General features: G+C 68.6%; 19 protein-coding genes. 10 read left to right on the top strand and 9 right to left on the bottom strand.

Going from position 1 to position 22,520, the window contains the following annotated elements:
* Positions 1-6 precede the first annotated feature (6 nt).
* From NDI86_RS03660 to NDI86_RS03645, 4 genes are all read right to left on the bottom strand, one after another.
* Positions 7-189, bottom strand: a complete 183-nt coding sequence (locus NDI86_RS03660) for a hypothetical protein (RefSeq protein WP_310899039.1) — start codon at positions 187-189, stop codon at positions 7-9.
* A gap of 142 nt (positions 190-331) precedes the next feature.
* A complete protein-coding gene (locus NDI86_RS03655) occupies positions 332-2,170 on the bottom strand; it encodes a DEAD/DEAH box helicase (RefSeq protein ID WP_310899038.1) in 1,839 nt (612 codons plus the stop codon).
* Between the two features lie 63 nt (positions 2,171-2,233).
* Complete coding sequence (locus tag NDI86_RS03650; RefSeq protein ID WP_310899037.1) at positions 2,234-2,548, bottom strand: hypothetical protein; 315 nt, start codon at positions 2,546-2,548, stop codon at positions 2,234-2,236.
* Entirely contained in the window at positions 2,548-3,597 is a 1,050-nt protein-coding gene (locus NDI86_RS03645) for a glycosyltransferase family 4 protein (protein WP_310899036.1), read from the bottom strand. Before NDI86_RS03645 ends, NDI86_RS03650 begins: the two co-directional genes overlap by 1 nt.
* A gap of 256 nt (positions 3,598-3,853) precedes the next feature.
* Between NDI86_RS03645 and NDI86_RS03640 the strand changes: the two genes are divergently transcribed.
* The 3 genes from NDI86_RS03640 (at position 3,854) to NDI86_RS03630 (ending at position 6,740) form a co-directional block, all read left to right on the top strand.
* The gene (locus tag NDI86_RS03640) at positions 3,854-4,240 is read left to right on the top strand and encodes a hypothetical protein (protein ID WP_310899035.1); all 387 of its coding nucleotides are present in this window, start codon (positions 3,854-3,856) and stop codon (positions 4,238-4,240) included.
* 112 nt (positions 4,241-4,352) lie between these two features.
* Positions 4,353-6,146 carry a S9 family peptidase gene (locus tag NDI86_RS03635; protein WP_310899034.1) on the top strand — a complete coding sequence of 598 codons (1,794 nt, stop codon included), beginning with the start codon at positions 4,353-4,355 and terminating at the stop codon, positions 6,144-6,146.
* A gap of 108 nt (positions 6,147-6,254) precedes the next feature.
* Positions 6,255-6,740, top strand: a complete 486-nt coding sequence (locus NDI86_RS03630) for an NUDIX domain-containing protein (protein ID WP_310899033.1) — start codon at positions 6,255-6,257, stop codon at positions 6,738-6,740.
* A 205-nt stretch (positions 6,741-6,945) separates the two neighbouring features.
* On the opposite strand, the gene NDI86_RS03625 is transcribed toward NDI86_RS03630, so the two are convergent.
* A complete protein-coding gene (locus tag NDI86_RS03625) occupies positions 6,946-8,004 on the bottom strand; it encodes an NAD(P)-dependent glycerol-1-phosphate dehydrogenase (protein ID WP_310899032.1) in 1,059 nt (352 codons plus the stop codon).
* 413 nt (positions 8,005-8,417) lie between these two features.
* On the opposite strand from NDI86_RS03625, the gene NDI86_RS03620 reads away from it, so the two are divergent.
* Complete coding sequence (locus NDI86_RS03620) at positions 8,418-9,509, top strand: DUF7973 family transport facilitator (RefSeq protein ID WP_310899031.1); 1,092 nt, start codon at positions 8,418-8,420, stop codon at positions 9,507-9,509.
* A 26-nt stretch (positions 9,510-9,535) separates the two neighbouring features.
* A complete protein-coding gene (locus NDI86_RS03615) occupies positions 9,536-10,705 on the top strand; it encodes a Cdc6/Cdc18 family protein (protein ID WP_310899030.1) in 1,170 nt (389 codons plus the stop codon).
* Between the two features lie 102 nt (positions 10,706-10,807).
* Here the strand turns inward: NDI86_RS03615 and gltB are convergent, their stop codons facing one another.
* Together gltB and NDI86_RS03605 are read right to left on the bottom strand one after the other, a co-directional pair.
* Entirely contained in the window at positions 10,808-15,358 is a 4,551-nt protein-coding gene (gltB, locus tag NDI86_RS03610) for a glutamate synthase large subunit (protein WP_310899029.1), read from the bottom strand.
* 184 nt (positions 15,359-15,542) lie between these two features.
* Positions 15,543-15,959: a CBS domain-containing protein gene (locus NDI86_RS03605; RefSeq protein WP_310899028.1), complete on the bottom strand. Its 417-nt coding sequence runs from the start codon at positions 15,957-15,959 to the stop codon at positions 15,543-15,545.
* A gap of 158 nt (positions 15,960-16,117) precedes the next feature.
* On the opposite strand from NDI86_RS03605, the gene NDI86_RS03600 reads away from it, so the two are divergent.
* Both NDI86_RS03600 and NDI86_RS03595 read left to right on the top strand, forming a co-directional pair.
* A complete protein-coding gene (locus NDI86_RS03600; protein WP_310899027.1) occupies positions 16,118-17,545 on the top strand; it encodes a two-component system sensor histidine kinase NtrB in 1,428 nt (475 codons plus the stop codon).
* 259 nt (positions 17,546-17,804) lie between these two features.
* Positions 17,805-17,939, top strand: a complete 135-nt coding sequence (locus tag NDI86_RS03595) for a hypothetical protein (RefSeq protein ID WP_310899026.1) — start codon at positions 17,805-17,807, stop codon at positions 17,937-17,939.
* 78 nt (positions 17,940-18,017) lie between these two features.
* On the opposite strand, the gene proS is transcribed toward NDI86_RS03595, so the two are convergent.
* Both proS and NDI86_RS03585 read right to left on the bottom strand, forming a co-directional pair.
* Complete coding sequence (proS, locus tag NDI86_RS03590) at positions 18,018-19,472, bottom strand: proline--tRNA ligase (protein WP_310899025.1); 1,455 nt, start codon at positions 19,470-19,472, stop codon at positions 18,018-18,020.
* 48 nt (positions 19,473-19,520) lie between these two features.
* Entirely contained in the window at positions 19,521-20,246 is a 726-nt protein-coding gene (locus NDI86_RS03585; RefSeq protein ID WP_310899024.1) for an ATP-grasp domain-containing protein, read from the bottom strand.
* Positions 20,247-20,324: 78 nt separating this feature from the next.
* On the opposite strand from NDI86_RS03585, the gene NDI86_RS03580 reads away from it, so the two are divergent.
* From NDI86_RS03580 to NDI86_RS03570, 3 genes are all read left to right on the top strand, one after another.
* Complete coding sequence (locus tag NDI86_RS03580) at positions 20,325-20,660, top strand: DUF7471 family protein (RefSeq protein ID WP_310899023.1); 336 nt, start codon at positions 20,325-20,327, stop codon at positions 20,658-20,660.
* The gene (locus NDI86_RS03575; protein ID WP_310899022.1) at positions 20,657-21,169 is read left to right on the top strand and encodes a winged helix-turn-helix transcriptional regulator; all 513 of its coding nucleotides are present in this window, start codon (positions 20,657-20,659) and stop codon (positions 21,167-21,169) included. Before NDI86_RS03580 ends, NDI86_RS03575 begins: the two co-directional genes overlap by 4 nt.
* A gap of 74 nt (positions 21,170-21,243) precedes the next feature.
* The gene (locus NDI86_RS03570; RefSeq protein WP_310899021.1) at positions 21,244-22,512 is read left to right on the top strand and encodes a DUF7405 family protein; all 1,269 of its coding nucleotides are present in this window, start codon (positions 21,244-21,246) and stop codon (positions 22,510-22,512) included.
* The last annotated feature ends 8 nt before the right edge of the window (positions 22,513-22,520 follow it).

Genomic DNA, 22,520 nt, shown 5'->3' with positions numbered 1-22,520 from the left:
CCGCACTCAGCTCACGCCGACGGCGAGGTCACAGTGCGCGCAGTGCCAGAGCGTGACCGTGTTCGCCAGGTCGACGACCACGGTGCCGTCGTCCCGGACCGTCAACCGGTGGACACGCCGGCCCGCCACCAGGTCGTCCGCGTCCGCGATGTCGGCCCCGCAGTCGGGACAGGTCATGGCGGCGACCATGCCGAGACTACGTCCAGACGGCCCATAAGGCCGATTTGCGGGTACACAGCAGTTCCCTCCGAGATGAGTCTCAGCCGCACGTGACTGTTCCGAGAGGGCGTTCCAGTTACACAGAAACGGCGGCCCAGGCGCAGACTGGCCGCTACTCCTCGACGGTTTCGACGGCCTGTGCGTCCCGCTCGGTGACCTGGATGCCCTTCGAGGCGAGGTGGCGCATCTGCCGGCGGACGAAGTCCTCCTCGGTCGTTCCGCGGGTCGCCAGCACGACCATCCGCGCGTCGCCGGCGGGCCGCATCGTCCGGCCGGCGCGCTGGGCGCCCTGTCGGCGGGACCCCCCGAGCCCCGAGGCGACGATTGCGAGTTCGGCGTCGGGCAGGTCGATGCCCTCGTCGCCGACCCGGGAGACGACCAGCGTGTCCTGTTCGCCCCGCCTGAACGCCTCGAACAGTCGCTCGCGCTCGGCGTGGCGCGTCTCACCGCTGATGAAGGGCGCGTCGATGGCCTCGCTGATGGCCTCGCCGTCGTCGAGATACTCGACGAAGACGAGCGCCTTCGCCGCCGGGTTCTCGGCCAGCGTGTAGCGTATCTCGTCGATTTTGCCGGTGTTACCCGCGGCGGCCTGGCGGCGGTCGTGGCCCGACGTGGCGGCGTACTCCGTGCGCTCGTCGTCGGTGCCCCACGGGACGAGGCGTATCTCGACCTCCGGTTCGGCGACGTACCCCTCGTCGAAGAGCTTCCCCCAGTCGGTGCCGATGGGCGGCCCGACGAGCGTGAAAATCTCCTCCTCGTCGTCGCTCTCGCGGGTGGGCGTCGCCGTGAGTCCGAGCCTGTGTTTGGTCTGGAGGTCGGCGCTCCGGCGGTAGATGGGTGCCGGCACGTGGTGAACTTCGTCGAACACGACGAGCCCCCACTTGCGCTGGTCGAACAGCTTCCGGTGGCGGTCCATCCCCGCAGTGCGGTAGGTCGCAATCGTCACCGGTCGAATCTCCTTCTCGCCGCCGTGGTACTCGCCGATGTCCTCGTCGGTCAGCGTGGTGTGGCGGACCAGTTCGTCGCGCCACTGGGTCGCCAGTTCCCGCGACGGGACCAGTATCAGCGTCTCGCCACCGACGGCCGCCATCGCGCCCATCGCCGCCACGGTCTTACCGGAGCCGGGCGGGCCGACGAACACGCCCGACCCCTGCTCGGTGAACCGCTCGACCCAGTCGGCCTGGTAGTCCCGCAGTCGCAGGCGAAGCTCCATCGCCAGGGGCTCGCCGGTCGCCAGTTCGCGGTCGTCCCGCACGGGGTAGCCAGCCTCGTACAGCGTCCGCTTGATTTCGGCCGTCGCGTCGGCGTCGACCCACGACTCCGAGTCCGAGATGGGCGCGCGCAGCAGGTCGTCGTCGAGTTTCGGTCGGGCGACGTTGCCCATGAGTTCGTCACTCTCGGCTGCAAGCACCACGTAGCCGTCCTCGTGGGTGTACAGCCGGAACTTCCGGGCGCGTTCCCACTGGCTGGTCACCCACTCCTCTAAGTGCGTCGAGCGCTCGCCGAGCACGTCCCGCATCGTCGCGAGCAAGTCGTCGAGGCTCTCGTGGGGCGCGGCCCAGATGTCGGCCTCGCGCAGCTCGTAGACGTAGCCGCCCGAGCGGTTGGAGTCCCCCAGCCGGGCGAACTGCGAGAGCTGCGCCCTGGTGAACTGGTCGGGGTGTTCGACGACGACCTCCCGGCGGTCCGGAAAGAGGATGACGCGCTCGCGGTCGGTCACCTCGGCCACGTCGGTCGGGTACCATATCGACTCGACGCCGGAGACGTCCTGGCGCTGTATCTCGCCGTCGGTTGCCAGCGCTTCGAGCGCCTCGCGGGCTTCCTCCGGCGTCAGGTCGGTCTTTCTGGAGAGTTCGGTCGCCGTCAGATGCGGGCGACCCACGGCGTCGATGGCGTCGTACACCGCGTCGAGTTCGATAGCAGGGGTATCGGCGGACTCCTCGGTGGTCACTGGGTCCGTGTCGGGTCGGCACGGCAAAACGGGTTTCGTTGCGGCAGCGGCGGTCCGGCAGGGCTACTCGCGCGAGCGCTTTCGGTCGTCCAGATAGGCGAGCAGGCCCAGCAGGTTGACCACCGGCATCGTCGCGGCGTGGACCCACACCCAGTCGGGGTCGTCGGTCCGGCGGGCGACGTCGACGTAGACGGCCAGTGGCACGAGGATTTCCGTGAGGACGACGAGCAAGAGCGCGAGTCGGAGCACCGGCGAGAGCCCGGTGAACGCCCCGGCCGACCCGACGAAGCCGCGCGCCACTTGGACGGCCAGCAAGCCGAGCAACAGCGTCTGTGCGAGCACGAACGCGAGCATGGCCCGCTGGTGGCCGTCGGCCATCAGAACAGCCCGCGCTCGTCGACCAGGCGTTCGTACAGGTCCGCGTACCGACCGACGACGGCGCGGTGGTCGTACTCGGCCAGCGATTCGTCGACGGTCCGGTGGGCCATCCCCGCGGACTCGACGATAGCGTCGGCAATCTCTTGGGGCGTCGTCACGCGAAACGCCCGGTCGCGGTGTTCGACCAGTTCGTGGGCGCTTGACTCGGCCTGGTACTCGACGACGGCGATGCAGCCACAGGCCAGCGCCCACAGCAGTTCCGTCGCGAACTGCTCGCGCCACGCGGTCTGGACGAACACCTGTGCGCCCTTGTAGATGGCCAGCCGCCGCTCGCGGTCACACGACCCCACGAAGTCCACCCGGTCGTCGATGCGGAGGTCGGCGGCCTCCCGCTCGTAGGTCCCGCGTTCGGGGCCCTCCCCGACGATGGTCGCCGACCACCCCTTCTGTCGGAGTTCGGCCAGCCCCAGGAACAGCGACTCGACGTTGGCGCTCTCGTCCAGCGGATGGGCGTACACCACGTCGACCTCTCGGGCCGGTTCGACATCGCGCACGAGGTCCATGTCGATGCTCTCGGGGATGACCGTCGTCAGGTCGCTGTCGGCCCCGGCCTCCCAGAGGCGCGTCTGGACGAGTTCCGACGGCGTGACGAACTGGTCGGGCGCCCGCAACGCGCCGTCCGACACCGGCGCCTCGTGGTCGCCGTACCACTCGACGACTAGCGGCGCCCGGGCGAGTTTCGCGCCGGCGCTGGCCGCCCGCAACACCGACGACGGCGTCGGGTACGCGTGGACCACGTCGGGGCGGTACTTCGCCAGCAGCGCCGGCAGCCGCGTACAGAAGGAGGCCTCCGTGGGCTCGACGGTGACCGCGCGGTAGGTGACCTCCTCGGGTTCGAACTGCGTCGCCGTCCCGCCCCACCACTGCGCACAGAAGACTGACACCTCGTGGCCCGCCTCAACGAGCGTCTCGGCGAGCCGGTCGAGATGGCGCCGTCCCTCGGTGTCCCGGTGGTGGCTGGTCTCCATCACGACGACCGCGACGCGCATACCGGAACGGAGAACGGGGCCGCTCAAAAACCCACCCCCTCGCGGCAACTCGGAAGTGGGAGTGATTGCCAGCCGTCGCCCGATCGGGCGCAAAATCAGCCCCAAGCCCCGAGACTGGTCCCTGCAACAGCGCTGTCGAAATCCGGAATCGCGGATGGTTCCGCGGGACCGTGCGACCTGCACAGCGCGTATCGGGTGGCGGGTCACCTGCCACCTCGCGGACAAGTTACTTACATACTGTTCTGCACGTGTCTGTATGAACCGGCGGCAAGCGATGGCCACAGCAGTTGGCTTTTCTATTGGATTGGCTGGGTGCGGGGAATCCCAGTCCGGGGACGGCGGCGTCAGCCTGACCGTGTTCAATCAAGCAGATGCCCCCTACACCGTCGAGTGTGAGTTCTTCGGCGACGATGATACAGAGGGGGCAGCCAGAGCGTACAGCACGACCCTCGATATCGAACCGGACGGGCAGGCGACGAGCCAGGCAGACATCGAACCCGGACGATACCTGGTTCGCTACGCCGCCTACGAAGATAACGCCGTGCTGACGGACCAGGACCACGTTCACTACATCCCCGCTGGAGACGGTGTGGCGAGTCTGTCGTTCGATATCCAGGAGACGGACGAGTTGACGCGGCGGTGAATCCATCCGCTCTATCCAGCGGGCCACCCGCAGCAATTGCCGAAAGTGCAACAGACCGCCGCAACCGCGTCGCCAGCAAAACGTTTAGCCCCCGCGAGCGCTCCTAGCGAGCGTGTACGACCTCGAACGGTATCTCAACGTCCGGAGCGCCTACGGCGCGTCCGTCGGTCCCGACGGCCGGCTGGCCTTCCTGCTGAACACGACCGGCGTCGGCCAGGTGTGGACGCTCGACGAACCCGGCGCGTGGCCCGAGCAGCGGACCTTCTACGACGAGCCGGTGGGATTCGTCTCCTACTCGCCGACGCGGCCCGAACTCGTCTTCGGGATGGACGAGGGCGGCAACGAGCGCACCCAACTGTACCGGCTGGACGACGACGGCCACATCACCGAACTGACGGCGATGCCCGACGCGAAACACCGCTGGGGCGGCTGGGGGCCGGAGGGTGACCGCTTCGCCTTCGCGTCGAACCGCCGTGACGAGGCGGTCTTCGACGTGTACGTCCAGCCCCGCGACGGGACCGGCGACGACGCCGAGTTGGTCTACGAGGGCGACGGCTGGTTCACCGTCAGCGGCTTCTCGCCCGATGGCGACAAGCTGGCCATCGGCGAGGCCCACTCCAGTTTCGACCAGGACGTCTACGTCCTCGACATCGAGTCGGGCGAGCGGACACACCTGACCCCACACGACGGCGACGTACGGTATTCGAGCGTCTCGTGGGGGCCGGACGGCGACGCGCTGTATCTGGTGACCGACACCGACAGCGACACGCTGGAACTCGCCCGGCTCTCACTCGACGGCGCTATCGAGACTGTCCGCGACGGCGGCGAGTGGAACATCGACGGCGTGGCAATCGACCAGGACAGCGGACGGCTGGCGTACTCCCGGAACGTCGAGGGGTACAACGAGATAACGGTCGGCGCCTTTGACGGCCCGACGGACATCGACGAGTTCCCGACGCCGGACCTCCCCGGCGGACTCGCCGGCGGCGTCACCTGGGGGCCCGAGGCCGACCGCTTCGCGGTCAGCGTCACCGGGCGCACCGTCAACACGAACGTCTTCGTCGTCGAGACCGCGACGGGCGAGGCCGAACAGTGGACCCACGCCGCGACGGCGGGCATTCCGCGGGAGACGTTCGTCGAGCCCGAGGTCGTCCGCTTTGCCAGCTTCGACGGCCGCGAGATTCCCGCCCTCTTCTCGCTGCCGCCGGGCGCGGACGGGGACGGTGACACGCCGGTTATCGTCGACATCCACGGCGGGCCAGAGAGCCAGCGCCGGCCCTCCTTCGCCGGGCTCACGCAGTACTTCCTCTCGCGAGGGTACGCCGTGCTGGAGCCGAACGTCCGCGGTTCGACCGGCTACGGGAAGGCGTACACGCACCTGGACGACGTCGAGAAGCGGATGGACTCGGTGAAAGACCTGCGAGCGGGCGTCGACTGGCTACACGACCACCCGGCGGTAGACCCCGACCGCGTCGTCGCGATGGGGGGCTCCTACGGCGGGTTCATGGTGCTCGCGGCGCTGACGGAGTACCCGGACCTCTGGGCCGCCGGCGTCGACGTGGTCGGCATCGCCAACTTCGTCACGTTCCTGGAGAACACCGGCGAGTGGCGTCGCGAGCTACGGGAGGCCGAGTACGGCTCGCTGGCCGAGGACCGCGAGTTCCTCGAATCCATCTCACCGATACACAGCGCCGACCGCATCGCGGCGCCGCTCTTTGTCCTCCACGGCGCGAACGACCCGCGGGTCCCGGTCGGCGAGGCCGAGCAGATAGCCGCGGAGGTCGAGTCCCACGGCGTCCCCGTCGAGATGACAATCTTCGACGACGAGGGTCACGGCATCAGCAAGCGCGAGAACAGAATCGACGCCTACACCCGCGTCGTCGACTTCCTCGACGAGCACGTGTAAGCTCGCTGTCCACTTTCTCGCGAGAGGGGCGCTACCGGCCGCCAGAAGCGGTTTCAGACGCTGAAAACGAGTGGCTGCTTTTATATCAGTAGCCGGTAACCAGATGGCATGGACGTAGCCAGCCGCTCCCGGTCGCGTGTCGAGGAGCGGTTGACGCGACTGGAGGAGGAGTTTGGCCCGCCGGAGGTCACGCAGACGACGTTCGAGGTGAGCGAGGAGCGATACCAGCGGAGCCTCGAACGGTCCCGTGACGGGCAACTCGACGTGCGTTGCGTGGTCCGGGACGACGACGGGGCGGTGTTGCTGCGGGAGGGCAACGGGGAGTGGCTAGTGCCGCGGGGCCAGACCGAACCCGACGAGCGGCTCTCGGAGGCGGTCAAGCGCATCGTCAGGGAGGCGGCGGGCGTCGACTGCACCGTCACCGACGCCGTCAGCGCCAACATCCACGGCATCCGCAACGGGGACGACGAGTCCGCGGGCACGGTGTACCGGCTGAGCGTCGTGTTCACCGCCGACGTGGTCGACGCCGCCGAGCAAAGCGGGGAGTCGGTGCGCTGGGACGCCGAACCCGACGCCGTCAGCGAACTCGTCTGACCGAGGGCACCGGGACCCCGCGCTACTGCTCTGCGGTTCCCTTCGGTCACCGCCTCGCTTCGAGGCCTCCCTCCGGTCGACCTCGCTACTGCTCTCCGGCTCGTTTCACTCGCCTTCGGGGTCGCTGCGCGACCCCGCTACTGCTCCGCGGGTCACTTCGTTCCCCGCGTCACTTTCGAGGTAGTTCGCTCCGCTCACTACCTCGCTATACGACGCCGGTGACCGTCGCCGCCTCGACGGCCGCCTCTTCGCTCATCCCGTCGCCCAGGATGGTGTAGCGGTCCCGTATCTCGTGGGCCGTCGTCAGCGCCTCGATGACGGTGTCGCGGTCGATGTCGAGCTCCGCCGCCGTCGTGGGCGCGCCGATGGCCGCGAGCGCGTCGCGCACGTCGCGCCAGCGCCCCTGCGGGCCGCTGTGGAGGTACTCGGTCATGATGGCGCCGACGCCGACCTGGTGGCCGTGCAGCGCCGCGCCGGGCGCGATGCGGTCGAGTTGGTGAGAGAAGAGATGTTCCGCGCCGCTTGCGGGGCGGGACGAACCCGCGATAGACATCGCCACGCCGGAGGAGACGAGCGCTTTGACGACAATCCAGGACGACTCTTCGAGGTTGCGCTTGATGGAGTCGGCGTTCTCGACGAGCATCTCGGCGGTCATCTGTGAGAGCGCGCCGGCGTACTCGCTGTAGGGGACGTTCTTCAGCCGGTGGGCCAGCTCCCAGTCCCTGACGGCGGTGTAGTTCGAGATGATGTCGGCACAGCCCGCGGTCGTCAGGCGCCAGGGGGCCTGTGCGAGAATCTCCGTGTCCGCGACCACCGCCAGCGGCGGTTCGGCGGCGACGCTGTGGCGGGTGTCCTTCTCCGGGACGGAGCCACGCCCCGAGACGATGCCGTCGTGGCTGGCCGCCGTCGGGACGGAGACGAACCCCTTGCCGAGGTGGTCGGCGGCCATCTTCGTGATGTCGATGGCCTTCCCGCCGCCGACGCCCAGCAGGAAGCCGGCGTCGACGTCCTCGGCGTGGGAGATGACCGACTGGACGGCGTCGAAGCTGGCCTCGTCGACGATGATGTCGTCGGGGTCGTAGCCCGCGTCGGCGAACTGGTCGATGACGCGCGTGCCGGCCACCTCGTACGGTGTCGGGCTGGAGACCACCAGCGGCCGCCCGGTGAGGTGGAGCTCCTCGACGGCGTCCAGTGTCTCCGAGAGGACGCCGTGGCCCACCACGACGTTGCGCGGGAGCCGTATCCACGTCGATTTGTCGAACATACTCCCCTCTCCTCGCCGTGATGGGAAAACGGTTTGTCCTCGGCCGAGCGCGCGCCGCTACTTATCGGTAAGCATGAAATTCACTTCTGCTGATAAGTTTTATATGATTTAATCGTGCTAGGTACTGACGCAACGGCAGTATCGATAAACGACCGCTCGTACGGCCGGTCGTACCGAATTGCCGAACCGACCGCACGCAGTCGCGTGGTCGGGGCGGAACAGGCGTACAGCCGGTCGTACCACCTGACCGAACTCATGGCTGGCAAACACACGCGACCGACCGCTCGTGAATCACTATCTGACCATCCCGACCCCGGCGACGGGGGCGGGAGCAGGGGGCGACCACAGCCGCGACACCAATCGATGTCGACCCGTCGGCCGGCGGGCCGGGCGGCGCCGGGAGGTGACCGACGATGGTAGGGACCGTCCTCCAGGTGCCGGTACTCGGCATCAGTATCACAGAGTTTCTCGTCTTGCTCATCGCCTCGTTCGCGGGCGGCATGTTCGGCGCCGCACTCGGGGCCCTGCCCGCGTTCATCTTCACCGGCTTCATGGTCATCGCCGGGGAGGCCATCAACATCCTGACCGCACAACTCAGCGCCGTCGCCGGGATTCCGACCGGCGACGTGGCCCCGAACGTCACCGCGCTGGTGGCCTTCGGTCCCGTCTTCGGGCCCCACATCGCCTTCGCCGGCGGGGCCGCAGCGACGGCTTACGCCGCGAAACAAGGGAAGATGGACACCGGGTTCGACTACCACGAGGGCAAGAACATCCTCTATGCCTTCGGCACGGAGCCGGACATCCTACTCGTCGGGGGCGTCTTCGGCGTCCTCGGGATGTTCATCCGCCAGATTTCCGGCGGCCTCCTGCTCCCCTGGGACCCCATCGCGATGGGCGTCACGCTCTCCGCGGTGGCGCACCGACTCGCCTTCGGCTTCCCGCTGGTGGGCGAGGCCCGCGGCGACGGCCTCTTCGACATGACGCCGTTCGCCCGCGGTGACATGCGGACGTCGACGACCGGCAGCGACGTCGCGGCCGACGGCGGCGTCGAGAAGAACCGGCTGGCCGTCGAGCCGTGGCTCCCCCACCAGTACAAGTGGTCCGGCGTCCTCGTGCTGGGCCTCGCCGTCGGTATCCTGGGGTCGTACATCGGCCTGGTGACCGAGAGCTTCTTCCTCGGCTTTGGCATCAGCGCGGCCTCCCTGGTGTTCCTGAACTGCGGCGTCGAGAAGATTCCCGTGACCCACCACATCACGCTCCCGTCGGCCACGGTGGCGCTGATACTGGGCACCGGCGGTGACGCCCTGCTGGCGCTGGTCGCGGGCACCCTCTTTGGCATCTACGGCGCGCTGGCCGGAGAGGCACACCAGCGTATCTTCTACGCCCACAGCGACACGCACTGGGACCCGCCGGCGGCGTCTATCGTCCTGACGACGTTCACCATCGCCGTCCTGGCGATTATCGGCGTCTTCCCGAACAGCGGCTGGGTGCCGGTGCCGGTCTAACCCTCTCGGCGTCTCCGACGGGTACAATGGACATCGAAGCGATGATACGGCGGCGCCAGCGACCGGACGAGGAGTCGCGACTGGTCGCGGGGTACGAGCCGCTGTCGCCGGCGACACACGTCGAGGAGCCGACCGACAGGGGCCGGCTCCTCGAACAGTTGCTCGACCACCTGGACCCGGTGTTCGACAGCCGGTTGCCGCCACACGGCTACCTCTACGGCCCGAAAGGCGCCGGCAAGTCGGCCGTGGTGACGGCGCTTTTCGCCCGTCTCGACCACCAGACAGTCAATCCCGGCACGGCCATCTACACGACGACTCGCGTCGAGCCCACGCGGGAGTTGCGGTTCGTCTACGTGGACACGAGACGCCACACGAGCGAGTTCGGCTTCTATCACACGGTGGTCGACGCCATCACCGACGAGCCGGTGCCCCGCCACGGCATCAGCACCGACACGCTCCGGACGCGGCTGCACCGGCGACTCGACGCGAGCGGTGCCGGGCTCCTGCTGGCCGTCGACCACGTCGGCGAGTCGGGGAGCGCGGCCGCCGAGACGCTCGTCGAGCGGTTCTCGGCCCTGCCAAGCAGCGTCAGTTGGCTCGCCGTCGGCCGGACCGAGCCCGACGAGACGGTGCTGACCGACTACACGGCCGAGGCGATTCGCGTCGGTCCGTACCGACACCACGTCCTGGTCGACGTGCTCTTGCGCCGGGCGGCCGACGCGCTCAACCACGCCGCGCTGGACGACGACGCGGCCGCCACCATCGCGGCGTGGGCCGACGGCGACGCCCACGACGCGCTCGCGGCGCTGTTCGTCGCCGCCGACCGGGCGGCCCGGGCCGGCCACGCCACCATCACCGACGCCGACGTCGACGCCGGCTTCGACGAGGTCCCCGCCGACTGCGTCGCGCTCGGCCGGGTGTTCGCGCTCCCGGCGAACAAACAGACCGTCCTGCGGGCCCTGCTCGACCTCGACCCGGCCGACCGCGAGACCGTCACCGTGGCGACGGCCGCCATCGCCGACGAGACGGACCTGGCGGCCGGCACCATCAAGCGGTATCTGTACGAACTCGCCGCCGTCGGCGTCGTCGACCGGATGCAGACCGCCGACGACGGCGACCAGGGCCGCCCGCCGAGTCGGCTGGAACCGTCGTTCCCGCCGACGGTGTTCCGGCGGCTCTACGACCTGGAGGGCTAGGAGACACTCTCCGAATCGGAGTTCGGAGCGCCTGCGGGACAGGAGTCTTCAGATGTCTCTCTAGGTCGCTACAGTTCAAAAAAACCGCTCCGCCGGCGCCGACTAGTCGTCCGAGGAAGCCGCGAAGTCCGCCTCGGTGGCGTCGGCCGTCGGCGTGGCCGCCGCGGGCGGTTCGTTGCGCACGTCGTCCCGTTCGCGGTCGCTGATGACCTCGGCGTAGGCGTCGGGCATCACCATCGTGAAGTTCGACAGTTCCTCGTCCCACTCCTCGAGGAGTTCGGCCGCCTTCTCGGAGCCGGTGTAGGCCGCGTGGTTCTCGACGAGGCGGGTTATCATCCCGCGGTCCTTGGCTTCGAGGCTGTCGCGGATGGAGACCATCCCGGTGTTGGCCTGCTCGGCGAAGGTGCCCTCTGGGTCGTAGACGTAGGCGACGCCGCCGGACATCCCGGCCGCGAAGTTCTTGCCCGTGTCACCGAGGACGACGATGGCGCCGCCGGTCATGTACTCACAGCCGTGGTCGCCGACGCCCTCGACGACGCCCTTGACGCCGGAGTTGCGCACGGCGAAGCGCTCGCCGGCCTGGCCGTTGACGTAGGCCTCGCCCTGGGTCGCGCCGTACAGCGCGACGTTGCCGATGACGATGTTCTCGTCGGCCTCGTAGTTGGCGGATTCGGGCGTGTTGACGATGAGCTTCCCGCCCGAGAGCCCCTTGCCGACGTAGTCGTTGGCGGTGCCGGTCAGCTCCATCGTCACGCCCTGTGCGAGGAAGGCGCCGAAGGACTGGCCGGCGGTGCCGTCGAGGTCGACGCGGATGGTGTCGTCGGGCAGCCCAGCGCCGCCGTGTTCCCGGCAGATGCGGTTCGACAGCGTCGCGCCGACCGCGCGGTGGACGTTGTTGATCTCCGTGTCGATGGCGACGGGGTCGCCGTTCTCGATGGCGGCCTCGGCGGCGTCGATGAGCTCCCAGTCGAGTTGCTCGTCGACGTCGTGGTCCTGCTCGCGCTGCTTGTAGCGGCCGTCCTCGCCCGCGGGTTCGGCGATGACCGACGAGAGGTCGAGCTTCTCGGCTTTGGGCTGGGTGACGTCGTCGCGCTGGGAGAGGACGCTGGCCCGGCCTATCATCTCGTCGACGGTCTCGAAGCCCAGGTCGGCCATAATCTCGCGCAGCTCCTGGGCGACGAACGTCATGTAGTTGATGACGTGCTGGGGCTCGCCGGGGAAGCGGCTGCGGAGGTTCTCGTTTTGCGTGGCGACGCCGACCGGACAGGTGTTCTCGTGGCACTGGCGGGCCATCACACAGCCCGAGGTGACCATCGAGGCGGTCCCGAAGGCGTACCCCTCGGAGCCCAGCAGGGCGGCGACGGCCACGTCGCGGCCGGTCTTCATCCCGCCGTCGGAGTGAATCTCGATGCGCGAGCGCAGGCCCGTGGCCCGGAGCATCTGGTTAGCCTCCGCCACGCCCAGCTCCCAGGGGAGCCCGGCGTTCTTGATGGAGGTCTTGGGCGACGCGCCGGTCCCGCCGTCGTGACCCGAGATGTGGACCACGTCGGCGTTGGCCTTGGCGACGCCCGCGGCGACGGTGCCGATGCCGTCCTCGGCGACCAGCTTGACGTTGATGTCGGCCTCGGGGTTGGCCGCTTTGAGGTCGTGAATGAGCTGTTTCAGGTCCTCGATGGAGTAGATGTCGTGCAGCGGCGGCGGCGAGATGAGCCCCACGCCGGGGGTCGCGTAGCGGACGTGTGCTATCATCTCGTTGACCTTCTTGCCGGGCAGGTGGCCGCCCTCACCGGGTTTCGACCCCTGGGCCATCTTTATCTGAATCTCCTCGGCCTCAGAGAGGTACTCGGAGGTAACGCCGAAGCGACCCGACGCCACTTGCTTGGTCTTGCACTCCTTCTCGGTGCCAAAGCGCTCGGGCGGCTCGCCGCCCTCGCCGGTGTTGGCGTTGGCGCCCAGCCGGTTCATCGCGATGGCGTTGTTCTCGTGCATCTCCGGCGAGAGCGAGCCCAGCGACATCGCGGCCGTCTCGAAGCGCTTGACTATCTCCTCGACGGGCTCGACGTCTTCGATGTCGACGGGGTCGCGGTCCGAGTCGAACTCCAGCAAACCCCGGAGGGTCTGGAGCTGCTCGTTCTGGTCGTTGATGAGTTCGGCGAACTCCTTGTAGGTGGAGTAGTCGCCCATCCGCACGGCCTGCTGTATCTTGCCGACCGTACTGGGGTTCCACTGGTGGTGGATACCGTTCGAGCGGAACTCGTACTCGCCCTGGCGGGGCATGTCCGGTTCCGCCTCGCTCCAGGCCACGTCGTGGCGCTGGAGGAGGTCCTCCTCTATCTCGTCGAGGCCGATACCCTCGGTCCGGCAGGTCGTCCCCTCGAAGTACTCCGCGATGAAGTCCGACGAGAGGCCCACGGCCTCGAAAATCTGGGCGCCCTGGTAGGACTCCACGGTGGAGATGCCCATCTTGGCCATCGTCTTCAGCAGGCCGTCCTCGACGGCCGTGATGTAGGCGTCGATGGCGTCAGAGAGGTCAGCGCCGTCGGGGCCGGCGACGAGGTCCTCGATAGTCTGGTAGGAGAGGTAGGGGTTGACCGCGCCGGCGCCGTAGCCGATGAGCGTCGCGAAGTGATGCACCGCACGCGGGTCGCCGGATTCGAGCACGAGCCCGACGTGGTTGCGCAGCCCGTTGCGCACGAGGTGGTGGTGGATGCCACCGACCGCGAGCAGCGAGGGAATCGGGACGCGGTCCTCGCCCGCGTTGCGGTCCGAGAGCACGATGATGTCGTGCTCCTTGGCCGCGGCGTCGGCCTCGCTGCGCACGTCCTCGACGGCCTGGCGCAGGTCCGTCCCGCGCTCGTAGGTGATGTCGACGACGGTGGTCGACATGCCGTTCTCGTCGAGGTTCTTGATGCCCTCGGTCTCCTCGTCGGTGAGGATGGGGGAGTCGAGCACCAACTGGCGGGCGTGGGCCTGGCTCTCGTCGAGGAGGTTGCGCTGGTGGCCCAGCCGTGACTCCAGCGACGTAACCAGTTCCTCGCGGATGTAGTCGAGCGGCGGGTTGGTGACCTGTGCGAACAGCTGCTTGAAGTAGGTAAAGAGCGGCCGGTTGAACTGCGACAGCACCGACAGCGGCGTGTCGTCGCCCATGGAGCCGACGGGGTCTTTCCCCTTCTCGGCCATGGGCTCTATGAGGTGGTCGACCTCGTCGTAGGTGTAGCCGTACATCGCCTGCTGGCTTCGCAGCCCGTCGGCGCTCTGGCGCGGGGTGTTGTCCTCGCGGGCGGCCACGTCGTCGATGCCGACCTGTTCCTCCGTGACCCACTCGCCGTACCTGTCGTCGGCGATGGACTCGAACACCTCCGCGTCGGGGATGACGCGGCCCTCCTCGGGGTCGGCGAGGAAACACTGACCCGGCTGGAGGCGTCCGCGTTCGGCGATGTCGCTGGGGTCGCTCTCCAGCGCGCCCGCCTCGGAGGACATCACGAGCGTGTTGTCTTCGAGGATGTCGTACCGGCACGGGCGCAGCCCGTTGCGGTCCAGCACGGCGCCGATGCGCTCGCCGTCGGTCGCCGCCACGAGGGCGGGGCCGTCCCACGGTTCGACCAGCGAGGCGTGGTAGTCATAGAAGTCCCGGCGGTCGCCGGCGACGTTGTTCATCTCGCCGCGCCACGCCTCGGGGATGAGCATCCGCAGGGCGTGGGGGAGGTCACGGCCGCCCTGGAGCAGGAGTTCCAGCGCGTTGTCGACGCTCGCGGTGTCGGACTGGCTGGGGTCGTCGATGATGGGTTTGATGCGCTCTATGTCGTCGCCGAAGCGCTCGCTCGCGATGTCGGTCTCGCGGGCGCGCATCCAGTTGATGTTGCCCTGGATGGTGTTGAACTCGCCGTTGTGGATGATGCGCCGGTACGGGTGGGCGAGGTGCCACGCGCCCAGCGTGTTCGTCGAGAACCGCGCGTGGACCATCGCGAACGTCGAGGTGAACCGCTCGTCGGAGAGGTCGGGGTAGTAGTCGGGGAGCTGTTCGGCCTTCAGCAGCCCCTTGTAGACGACGACGTCGGAGGCCAGCGAGACGACGTAGAAGCGGTCGTGGCCCGGCGGCTGCTCCCGAGCCACGGTGTTTTCGAGGGTCCGGCGGCCGACGTAGAGCTGGTTGTCCAGGTCCTCGCCGGTCGCGCCGTCCTCGGCGACGACGACGAACTGGGCGATTTCCGGCTCGGATTCCAGCGCCGTCGCGCCCAGGTCGGCGTTGTCCGTGGGCACGTCGCGCCAGCCGCGCACGTCCAGTCCTTCGCCGGCCAGTTCCGTCTCGACGAGCGCTTTCAGGTCCGCCGCGGCCTCCGCGTCGTTCGGCAGAAAGAGGGTGCCGACCGCATATGCGCCCGGCTCGGGGAGGTCAGCGTCGATTTCCTCGGCGAAGAACTCGTGTGGAATCTGGAGCATGATACCCGCGCCGTCGCCGGTGCCCTTCTCGGCGCCCGTCGTCCCGCGGTGTTCGAGGTTCTCCAGCAGTTCGAGCCCGTCGGCGACGGTGCCGTGGGCGCGCTCGCCGTCGAGGTCCATTACGACCCCGACGCCGCAGTTCGACCGTTCGTCAGTCGGGTCTGCGAGCCCGGCCTCGCCCACAGACTGGTCACTGATGTGTCGCTCAACCATGTGTGCGCACGTCTAGAGGCGACTCCCATAAGAGGATGTTCATCAATGCACTAGTGTTCCTAATCCCCCCATTAGGGCATATATATTGTACACTATTTACCGCGCTGTACGGCGGTTGACGGGACCGCTGGCGGTCACCGCGTGGCGTCGGTCGGCGTCACATTTGCCGGCGACACGGATGGGGTCAGGTCCACGCGCGGGTGGACTCGGAGTCCACGCCCCCCGCGAGATACGCCGTCAGGTCCGTCGTCGTCACCATGCCGACGACGCCCGCCGCGTCGTCGACGACGGGGACGTGGTGGATGCCGTGTTCGATGAGCAGGTTCGCGACGGCCTCGATGGACGCCCCCGCCGTGGTGGTCACCACGTCGGTGGTCATGTGGTCGGCCACCGAGAACGCCGCGGCGGAGTCCTCGGCCGCCGCGATGGCGACGAAGTCGGTCGAAGTGAGGATACCCACCAGCCGGTCGTTGTCGTCCACGACGACGACGGAACTGATTCCCGCTTCGAGCATCAGTTCGGCCGCGTCCTTCGCCGGCGTGTCGGCAGGGACGGTCGTGACGGGCGAAGTCATCAAGCTTCCGACAAATATATCGTCCATGGACAATCCTCACATACAGGCGTCAATAAAGGTGTTGCTGTCGGCACCGCGGCGGGAGCGGCCGGCGGACCCCGGTATAGAACACCGGGATGAGTCCGGCGCTATCTGGCGATGAGAGCGGCGATGGATTTATGGCCTTATTTATCATGCAGTTTTGCATGGGTCGGGAGCTGGGACGTGGGACGGTGCTCGTCGAACAGCGACGCGAGGCGCCCAGTACGGCGGCCGAGATACTGGCGGAGATGGCGGCTATCCGGGTTCGGACGGTCGGGCCGGACGGGCTGGACGCTACCGGGGAGCGAACCGCGTACAGCGACGCCGACTGCGTCGTCCTCACCCCGGCGACGGCCACCGGGACGTGGGAGGAGCGCGTTCGGGCGGCGAAGTCGATGACGCCGCCGCGCCCGGTGGTGGTCGTCGTGGCCGAGACCGTCCCGGGCCTCGCGGAGCGGGCGCTCAGACTGGGGGTCGACGGCTACGTGAACCTCGCCGCAGACGCGCCAGCAGACCTCAGGACGGCCGTCGGGGACGCGATATCGACGGTCCGCCGACGGCGCCAGTCGATGCTGGCCGACCACGCCGGCGACCCGATGTATCTCCTCGACGGCGACAACAGGCTGGTGGCGTGTAACCGGGCGGCGTGTGAACTGCTGGGCGAGCGCGAATCGGCGCTCGTCGGGCGCTCGTTCGGCGAGTTCGTCGCCCTGAACGCCGTCGACCATCTCGAGGAACAGTCCCCCGACGGCGAGCAAGACGGCGTCACCGTCGACGTGAACGTGCGACCGACAGCGGGGGAGTCGGTCCCCTGTGAGCTGTCGGTCACACCGATTCCGACCGGGGCCGAAGCCCGCGAACTGGCCGTCGCCGTGGCCCGCGACATGGCCGAACGTCGTCGCGCGACGGCGGCCCTGGAGGCGAAAAACGACCGACTCGAGGAGTTCGCCTCGCTCGTCGCTCACGACCTCAGGAACCCGCTGAGCATCGCAATCGGTCGGCTGGAGGTCGTGGGCGACGAGTACGAGAGCGACCATCTCGACGCTATCGACGACGCCCACCGACGCATCGAGGACATCATCGCGAACCTCCTCTCGCTCGCGCGGACCGGGTCGGTCGAGGGCGGCACCACGGCCGTCTCCGTCGAACAGATAGCGGCCGACGCGTGGGACAGCGTCGAGACCGGCGACGCCACGCTGGATATCGCCTTCGAACACCGCATCACGGCCAACGCGAGTCGGCTCCAGCAACTGTTCGAGAACCTCTTCAGAAACGCCGTCGAGCACACGGAGGGCACCCCGGCTGTCAGTATCGGTCCGGTGGAGGCGGTCCAGACGAGCACGCGAAGGGTCGAGGGGGTCGAGCCCGCGGGGTTCTACGTCGCCGACGACGGGCCCGGGATTCCGGCAGAGAACCGGGCCAGCGTGTTCGACTACGGCGAGAGCGACAGCGACGCCGGGAACGGGTTCGGACTGGCTATCGTCCGGGACATCGTCACCGAACACGAGTGGGACATCCACGTCACCACCAGCGCGACCGGCGGGGCCGCCTTCGAGATAACCGGCACCAGTATCGCCACCGCGGGCAGGTGAGTTGGCGTCGGGACGTCGCCATGCGGCGGCCCGAGCCGCCGGTACCCATGTCACTGAGACTGGAAAAGCGGCCGCCGTCTGCCGGTTGTCAGCCCCGAGTCTGACGCCGATTTATATGTGGTGAAAAGAGAGTCGTCCATGGGGGCATGGAGAAAGTCACACGCTCCCTCGGCCCCATTCTATCCTTCCCGAGTTCTTTCGGACGCCCCGTGACATGCGAAGCCTTAGGTAACGTAACAGTGTAGCAGAAGCGCCAGTCATGTCAAAGCGACGCATACCGTCCACACGTGGGACCGACGAGCCCCCCGGCCCGGCGGCCCGCGAAGAGAACCCCTTCGACGACGAGGGAGTCACCGCGATACTCGACGCCGCGTGGGACGACCTCCAGTCGTAGGGGTCGCCGCCGGCCAGCGGCGAGTCCAACCCCGCCGTCTACTCGCGGGTTCGGAACGACGGCGGAGCCGCCGGACACTCAGTAGCTCTTCGCGAAGTACGCCGTCTCCTCGGCCGCCTCACCGCAGATAGCACACTCCTCGTGGACCGGGTCCTCGTCGCGGGAAAGCGGGACCATCACGATTTCGGCGGCGATGGCCTCCTTGATTGGCTCCTCGCAGTCCTCGTCGCCACACCAGCCACACTTGACGTAGCCGCCGTGCTGGCCGATGGTGCCCAGTATCTCCTCGCGGCTCTCCGCTTCGCGAATCTCGCCTTCCAGCGTCGCCTCGGCGCTTGCGTACAGTTTGGCGTGGACGGTGTCGAGGTGGTCCGAGACGGTCTCGCCGATATCCTCGCGGTCGACGGTCTCGCTCTCGCCGTCGGGGCGGTGCACGAGCGTCGCCTCGCCGTCCTCGACCTCGTGGGGGCCGACCTCCACGCGCAGCGGGACGCCCTCTAGCTCGTGTTCGTTGTACTTGAAGCCGGGGTTGCGGTGGTCGCGGTCGTCGAGTTCGACGCGGACGCCCGCGTCTTCCAGGTCGACGGCGAGGTCGGCGGCGTACTCCTGAACCTCGTCTTTGGTATCTTCCTGCCAGATGGGGACGATGACGACCTGTGTCGGCGCCAGCGCGGGCGGCAGGACGAGCCCCTGCTCGTCGGAGTGGGTCATGATGAGCGCGCCCATCGCGCGCCAGGACAGCCCCCAGGAGGTCGTGTGGGCGACGTTGTCCTCCTCGTCCTCGTCGGCGTAGGTGATGTCGAACGCCTCGGCGAAGGAGGTCCCCAGATAGTGGGAGGTCGCGCCCTGGACGGTCTTGCCGTCGGGCATCAGCGCCTCGACGGTCGTGGTCGTGTGCGCGCCCGGGAACTTGTCGTGGGGCGGCTTGCGCCCCTCCATGACGGGCATCGCCATGACCTCCTCGTACAGTCGCTTGTACTGTTCCAGACGGGTCATCGTCTCGTCCCACGCGCCCTCCTGGTCGGCGTGGGCCGTGTGACCCTCCTGCCAGAGGAACTCCTTGGTACGGAAGAACGGCTTGGTCTCGGTGGCCTCCCACCGGACGACCGAACACCACTGGTTCAGCCGCAGGGGGAGGTCACGGTGCGAGCGCGTCCAGTCGGCCATGAAGGGCGCGATGATGGACTCGCTCGTGGGCCGCACTGCGAGGCGCTCTTCGAGTTCGTCGTGGCCGCCGTGGGTGACCCACGCGACCTCCGGGTCGAACCCCTCGACGACGTCTTTCTCCCGTTCGAGGAAGCTCTCGGGGATGAACAGCGGGAAGTAGGCGTTCTGGACGCCGGTGTCTTTGAACCAGCCGTCCAGGTGGTTCTGCATGCGCTCCCAGACCGCGTAGCCGCGCGGTTTCGTGACGATAAAGCCGCCCATGGGGGCGTAGTCCGCGAGGCCGGCCTTCTGGACGACCTCGGCGTACCACTCGCCGGGTGAATGCTCCTTGCTCTCTGTGATGCCGAGTTCCTGCTCGCCGCTCATTATCGGAGGGTGGCCCACGCGGCACATAAACTCCCCGAAGGGAACGTGTCACGCGCCGAGAGTCGTCAGCGACGCGATGGAGTCCGCGACCCGCCGGTCCATCCCCGCACCCGTAAAGGTCGGCGTCGGCGTCGCCCGTACCGCGTAGAACGCCCCGTCCTCGCCGCGGGCGAAGTCGACGGCGACGGCCCGGGCCCCGAGTCGGTCGAGCAACTCGCGGACCGAGGCCGCCATCGACACGTCCACGTCGGCCGGGTCGAGCAGCGGGGCGTCGCCGGGGAGCGAGGTCCGCACTTCGACGGCGCGCATGTGCGTCTCGCGGCCGTCGTCGACCGCGTAGTAGCGGTGCTCGACCGACTCCGCACCGACCCGCTCGACGTAGAACGGCGCCGACGCGTCGAGAGCGGGCGGACCTTCCCAGGTGTACCGTCGGCCCGGCACGTACCCGTCGCGGGGCCCGTCGAAGCGGACGTCCGGGACGCGACAGCCCAGCGACGAGAGCGCCTTCAGCGTGACGAGCCGGGCCGACAGGGCCACCGTCGCGTCGAACCCGTTCCACGTCTGGACGCCGTTCGCGTCGGCGTAGCGGAGAGCGGCGAGGGCGGTCGGGTGGACCTCCCCGCCGACGAGCGCCGACAGCGCATCCACGTCCGCGCGGGCGACCGCGTCGGTCGGGCGGTGAAACTCCACCTCGAACCCCCGCGCGGCCAGCCGCTGTGCGACCGGTCGGAACAGCGGGTGGTCCGGGTCGCAGATGAACCCGATGCTGTCCATACCTGTCGGTCGAAGGGGCGCCGTAAAAAACTCCCCACGAACCGAACGACTCAGGTGGGTTCGGCCGCTAAAACGAGCATGAATGTGCCGGGTCACGTCGGCGGCCACTGGGGCGTGTTCCACGCCGACTTCGCGGTCGTGCTCGCGGTCTCGGCGCTGACCACGGCGGCGCTCTGCCTGGCGGGCGTGACGGCCTACCGCCGACGGGGGTCGCGCGCCTATCTACTGGTCACGCTGGCGCTGGCCGCGCTGGTCGCCCAGCCGATACTCGGCTGGCTGGCGATGGTCGGCGCCGTCAGTCCCGCGACCCACCACACGCTCGAACACGGCGCCGACGCCGTCATCGTCCTGCTGGTGCTGGGCGCGGTGTACGACGTCCGTGCGACCGACGAGCGACGGGAGGTGGGGCGATGAGCGAGACGCGGGCGCGCATCCGCCGCCGAATCGAGCGAGAGCCGGGTATCCACTTCCGGGCGCTGACCCGGGGACTGGAACTGGCGACGGGCCAGGTGCAGTACCACCTCGGCCGCCTGGACGATATCACCGAGGAGCGGGTCAACGGCCGGACCCACTACTATCCGCCGGGGTACGACGAGTGGGAGCGGACGGCGCTGGCGCTGCTCAGACGCGAGACCGCCCGTGACATCGTCGCCGAACTGTACGACGCCGACGAGGCGCGACCAGACGCGGTCGCCGACCGGGTCGGCGTCGCCCGGTCCACGCTCGAGTACCACCTCGACGGGCTGGTGGCCGGCGGCGTCGTCCGGAAGGACCGGGACGGCAATCGGGTCACGCTCTCCCTGGTCCGGCCCGGCGAAACGGTGGCGCTGCTCGGGACCGTGGAGCCGAGCCTGGCCGAGCGGCTGACCGACCGCTTCGAGCGGCTGGTCGACAGCCTGCTGGAGCCGCCAGAGCGGGACTGAGAGGGCGCGAACTCCCGGCCACGTTCGTCGCGCGTACCAGAAACGAATAGTGCGGGGAGTCCCTAACCCGGGTGATGACTGACCGCGGCATCTCCCGACGCGACTTTGCGAAAAGCGCCGTCGCCATCGGTGGGGCGTCCGCACTCGCCGCCTGCCTCGACCGGTTCGGGTCGCCCGACGTCCCCTCGGGGACCGAGCCCGCGAGCCTCCCGGCGAGACAGCACGCCTGGGACCAGGGACTGCCCACGGACGACGCCGGGAACCACCGGCTGGGACGCCACCACGTCCTGCTCCTGCTCGACTACGAGCGCGACGGGACGCCGACCGACGGGGACCGGCGGCAGGTCACCGACGCCCTGGAGTCCTTAGAGCGGGCCTACGCCTGGCAAGTCGACGGGCTCCAGTTCACGCTTGGCTACAGCCCGACGTACTTCGAGCGGTTCGAGAGCGGCCCCGCGGGGGTCGACCTCCCCGCGCCGTCGGCGCTTGCCCCCTTCGAGGACCCCGAACTCGACACGCCCGACGCCATCCTCCACCTGGCGAGCGACCACGAACAGGTCGTGCTGGCCGCCGAGGAGGCGCTCAAGGGCAATCGGAAGTCGGTCAACGACCGCGAGATGGCGGCGTCGCTATCGGGCGTCTTCTCGGCCGCCGAGCGCCGCACGGGCTTCGTCGGCGCCGGCCTCCCAGCCGAGAACCAGGACGTCGACGGGGTTCCGGACTCCGAGCCGGTCCCCGAGGACTCGCCGCTGTTCATGGGGTTCAAATCGGGGTTCAAAGAGAACCAGGCGAGCGAGGACCGCGTCACGGTCGAAGACGGTCCGTTCGCCGGCGGGACGACCCAGCACCTCTCGCGCATCCGCCTGCAACTCCAGCAGTGGTACGAGCAGGACTCCCGGGACCAGCGGGTCTCGAAGATGTTCTGTCCGGCCCACGCAGACGAGGGGAAAGTCGAGGGCGTCGGCGAGAATCTCGGCACGAACAGCGGGGTCGGCGACTGCGCCGACGACGTGGTCGAGCGAAGCCGCAGGGAGGGCGTCGCCGGCCACGCCCAGAAGACGGCGCGGGCCCGCGACGAGAACGACTCGCCACGCATCCTCCGGCGGGACTTCGACTCGACCGACGGGGGCGAGGCGCGGCTCCACTTCCTCTCGCTGCAGCGCGCTATCGCCGACTTCGCGGCGACGAAGTCGATGATGAACGGCACCGACGTGGCCGACGAGTCCGCCGTCGGTCAGCGCGTCAACAACGGCATCCTCCAGTACATGCGCGTCGAGCGCCGGGGGAACTACCTCCTGCCACCGCGGGGCCTGCGGGCGCTCCCCCCGGCCGACCCGGCCTGACCGCCTGC

It is taken from the genome of Haloarcula onubensis (assembly GCF_031624605.1).
In the GTDB taxonomy this organism is placed as follows: Archaea; Halobacteriota; Halobacteria; order Halobacteriales; family Haloarculaceae; genus Haloarcula; species Haloarcula onubensis.
Note: the sequence above shows the minus strand (reverse complement) of the source record. Positions and strands in the feature narration are given on the sequence as shown.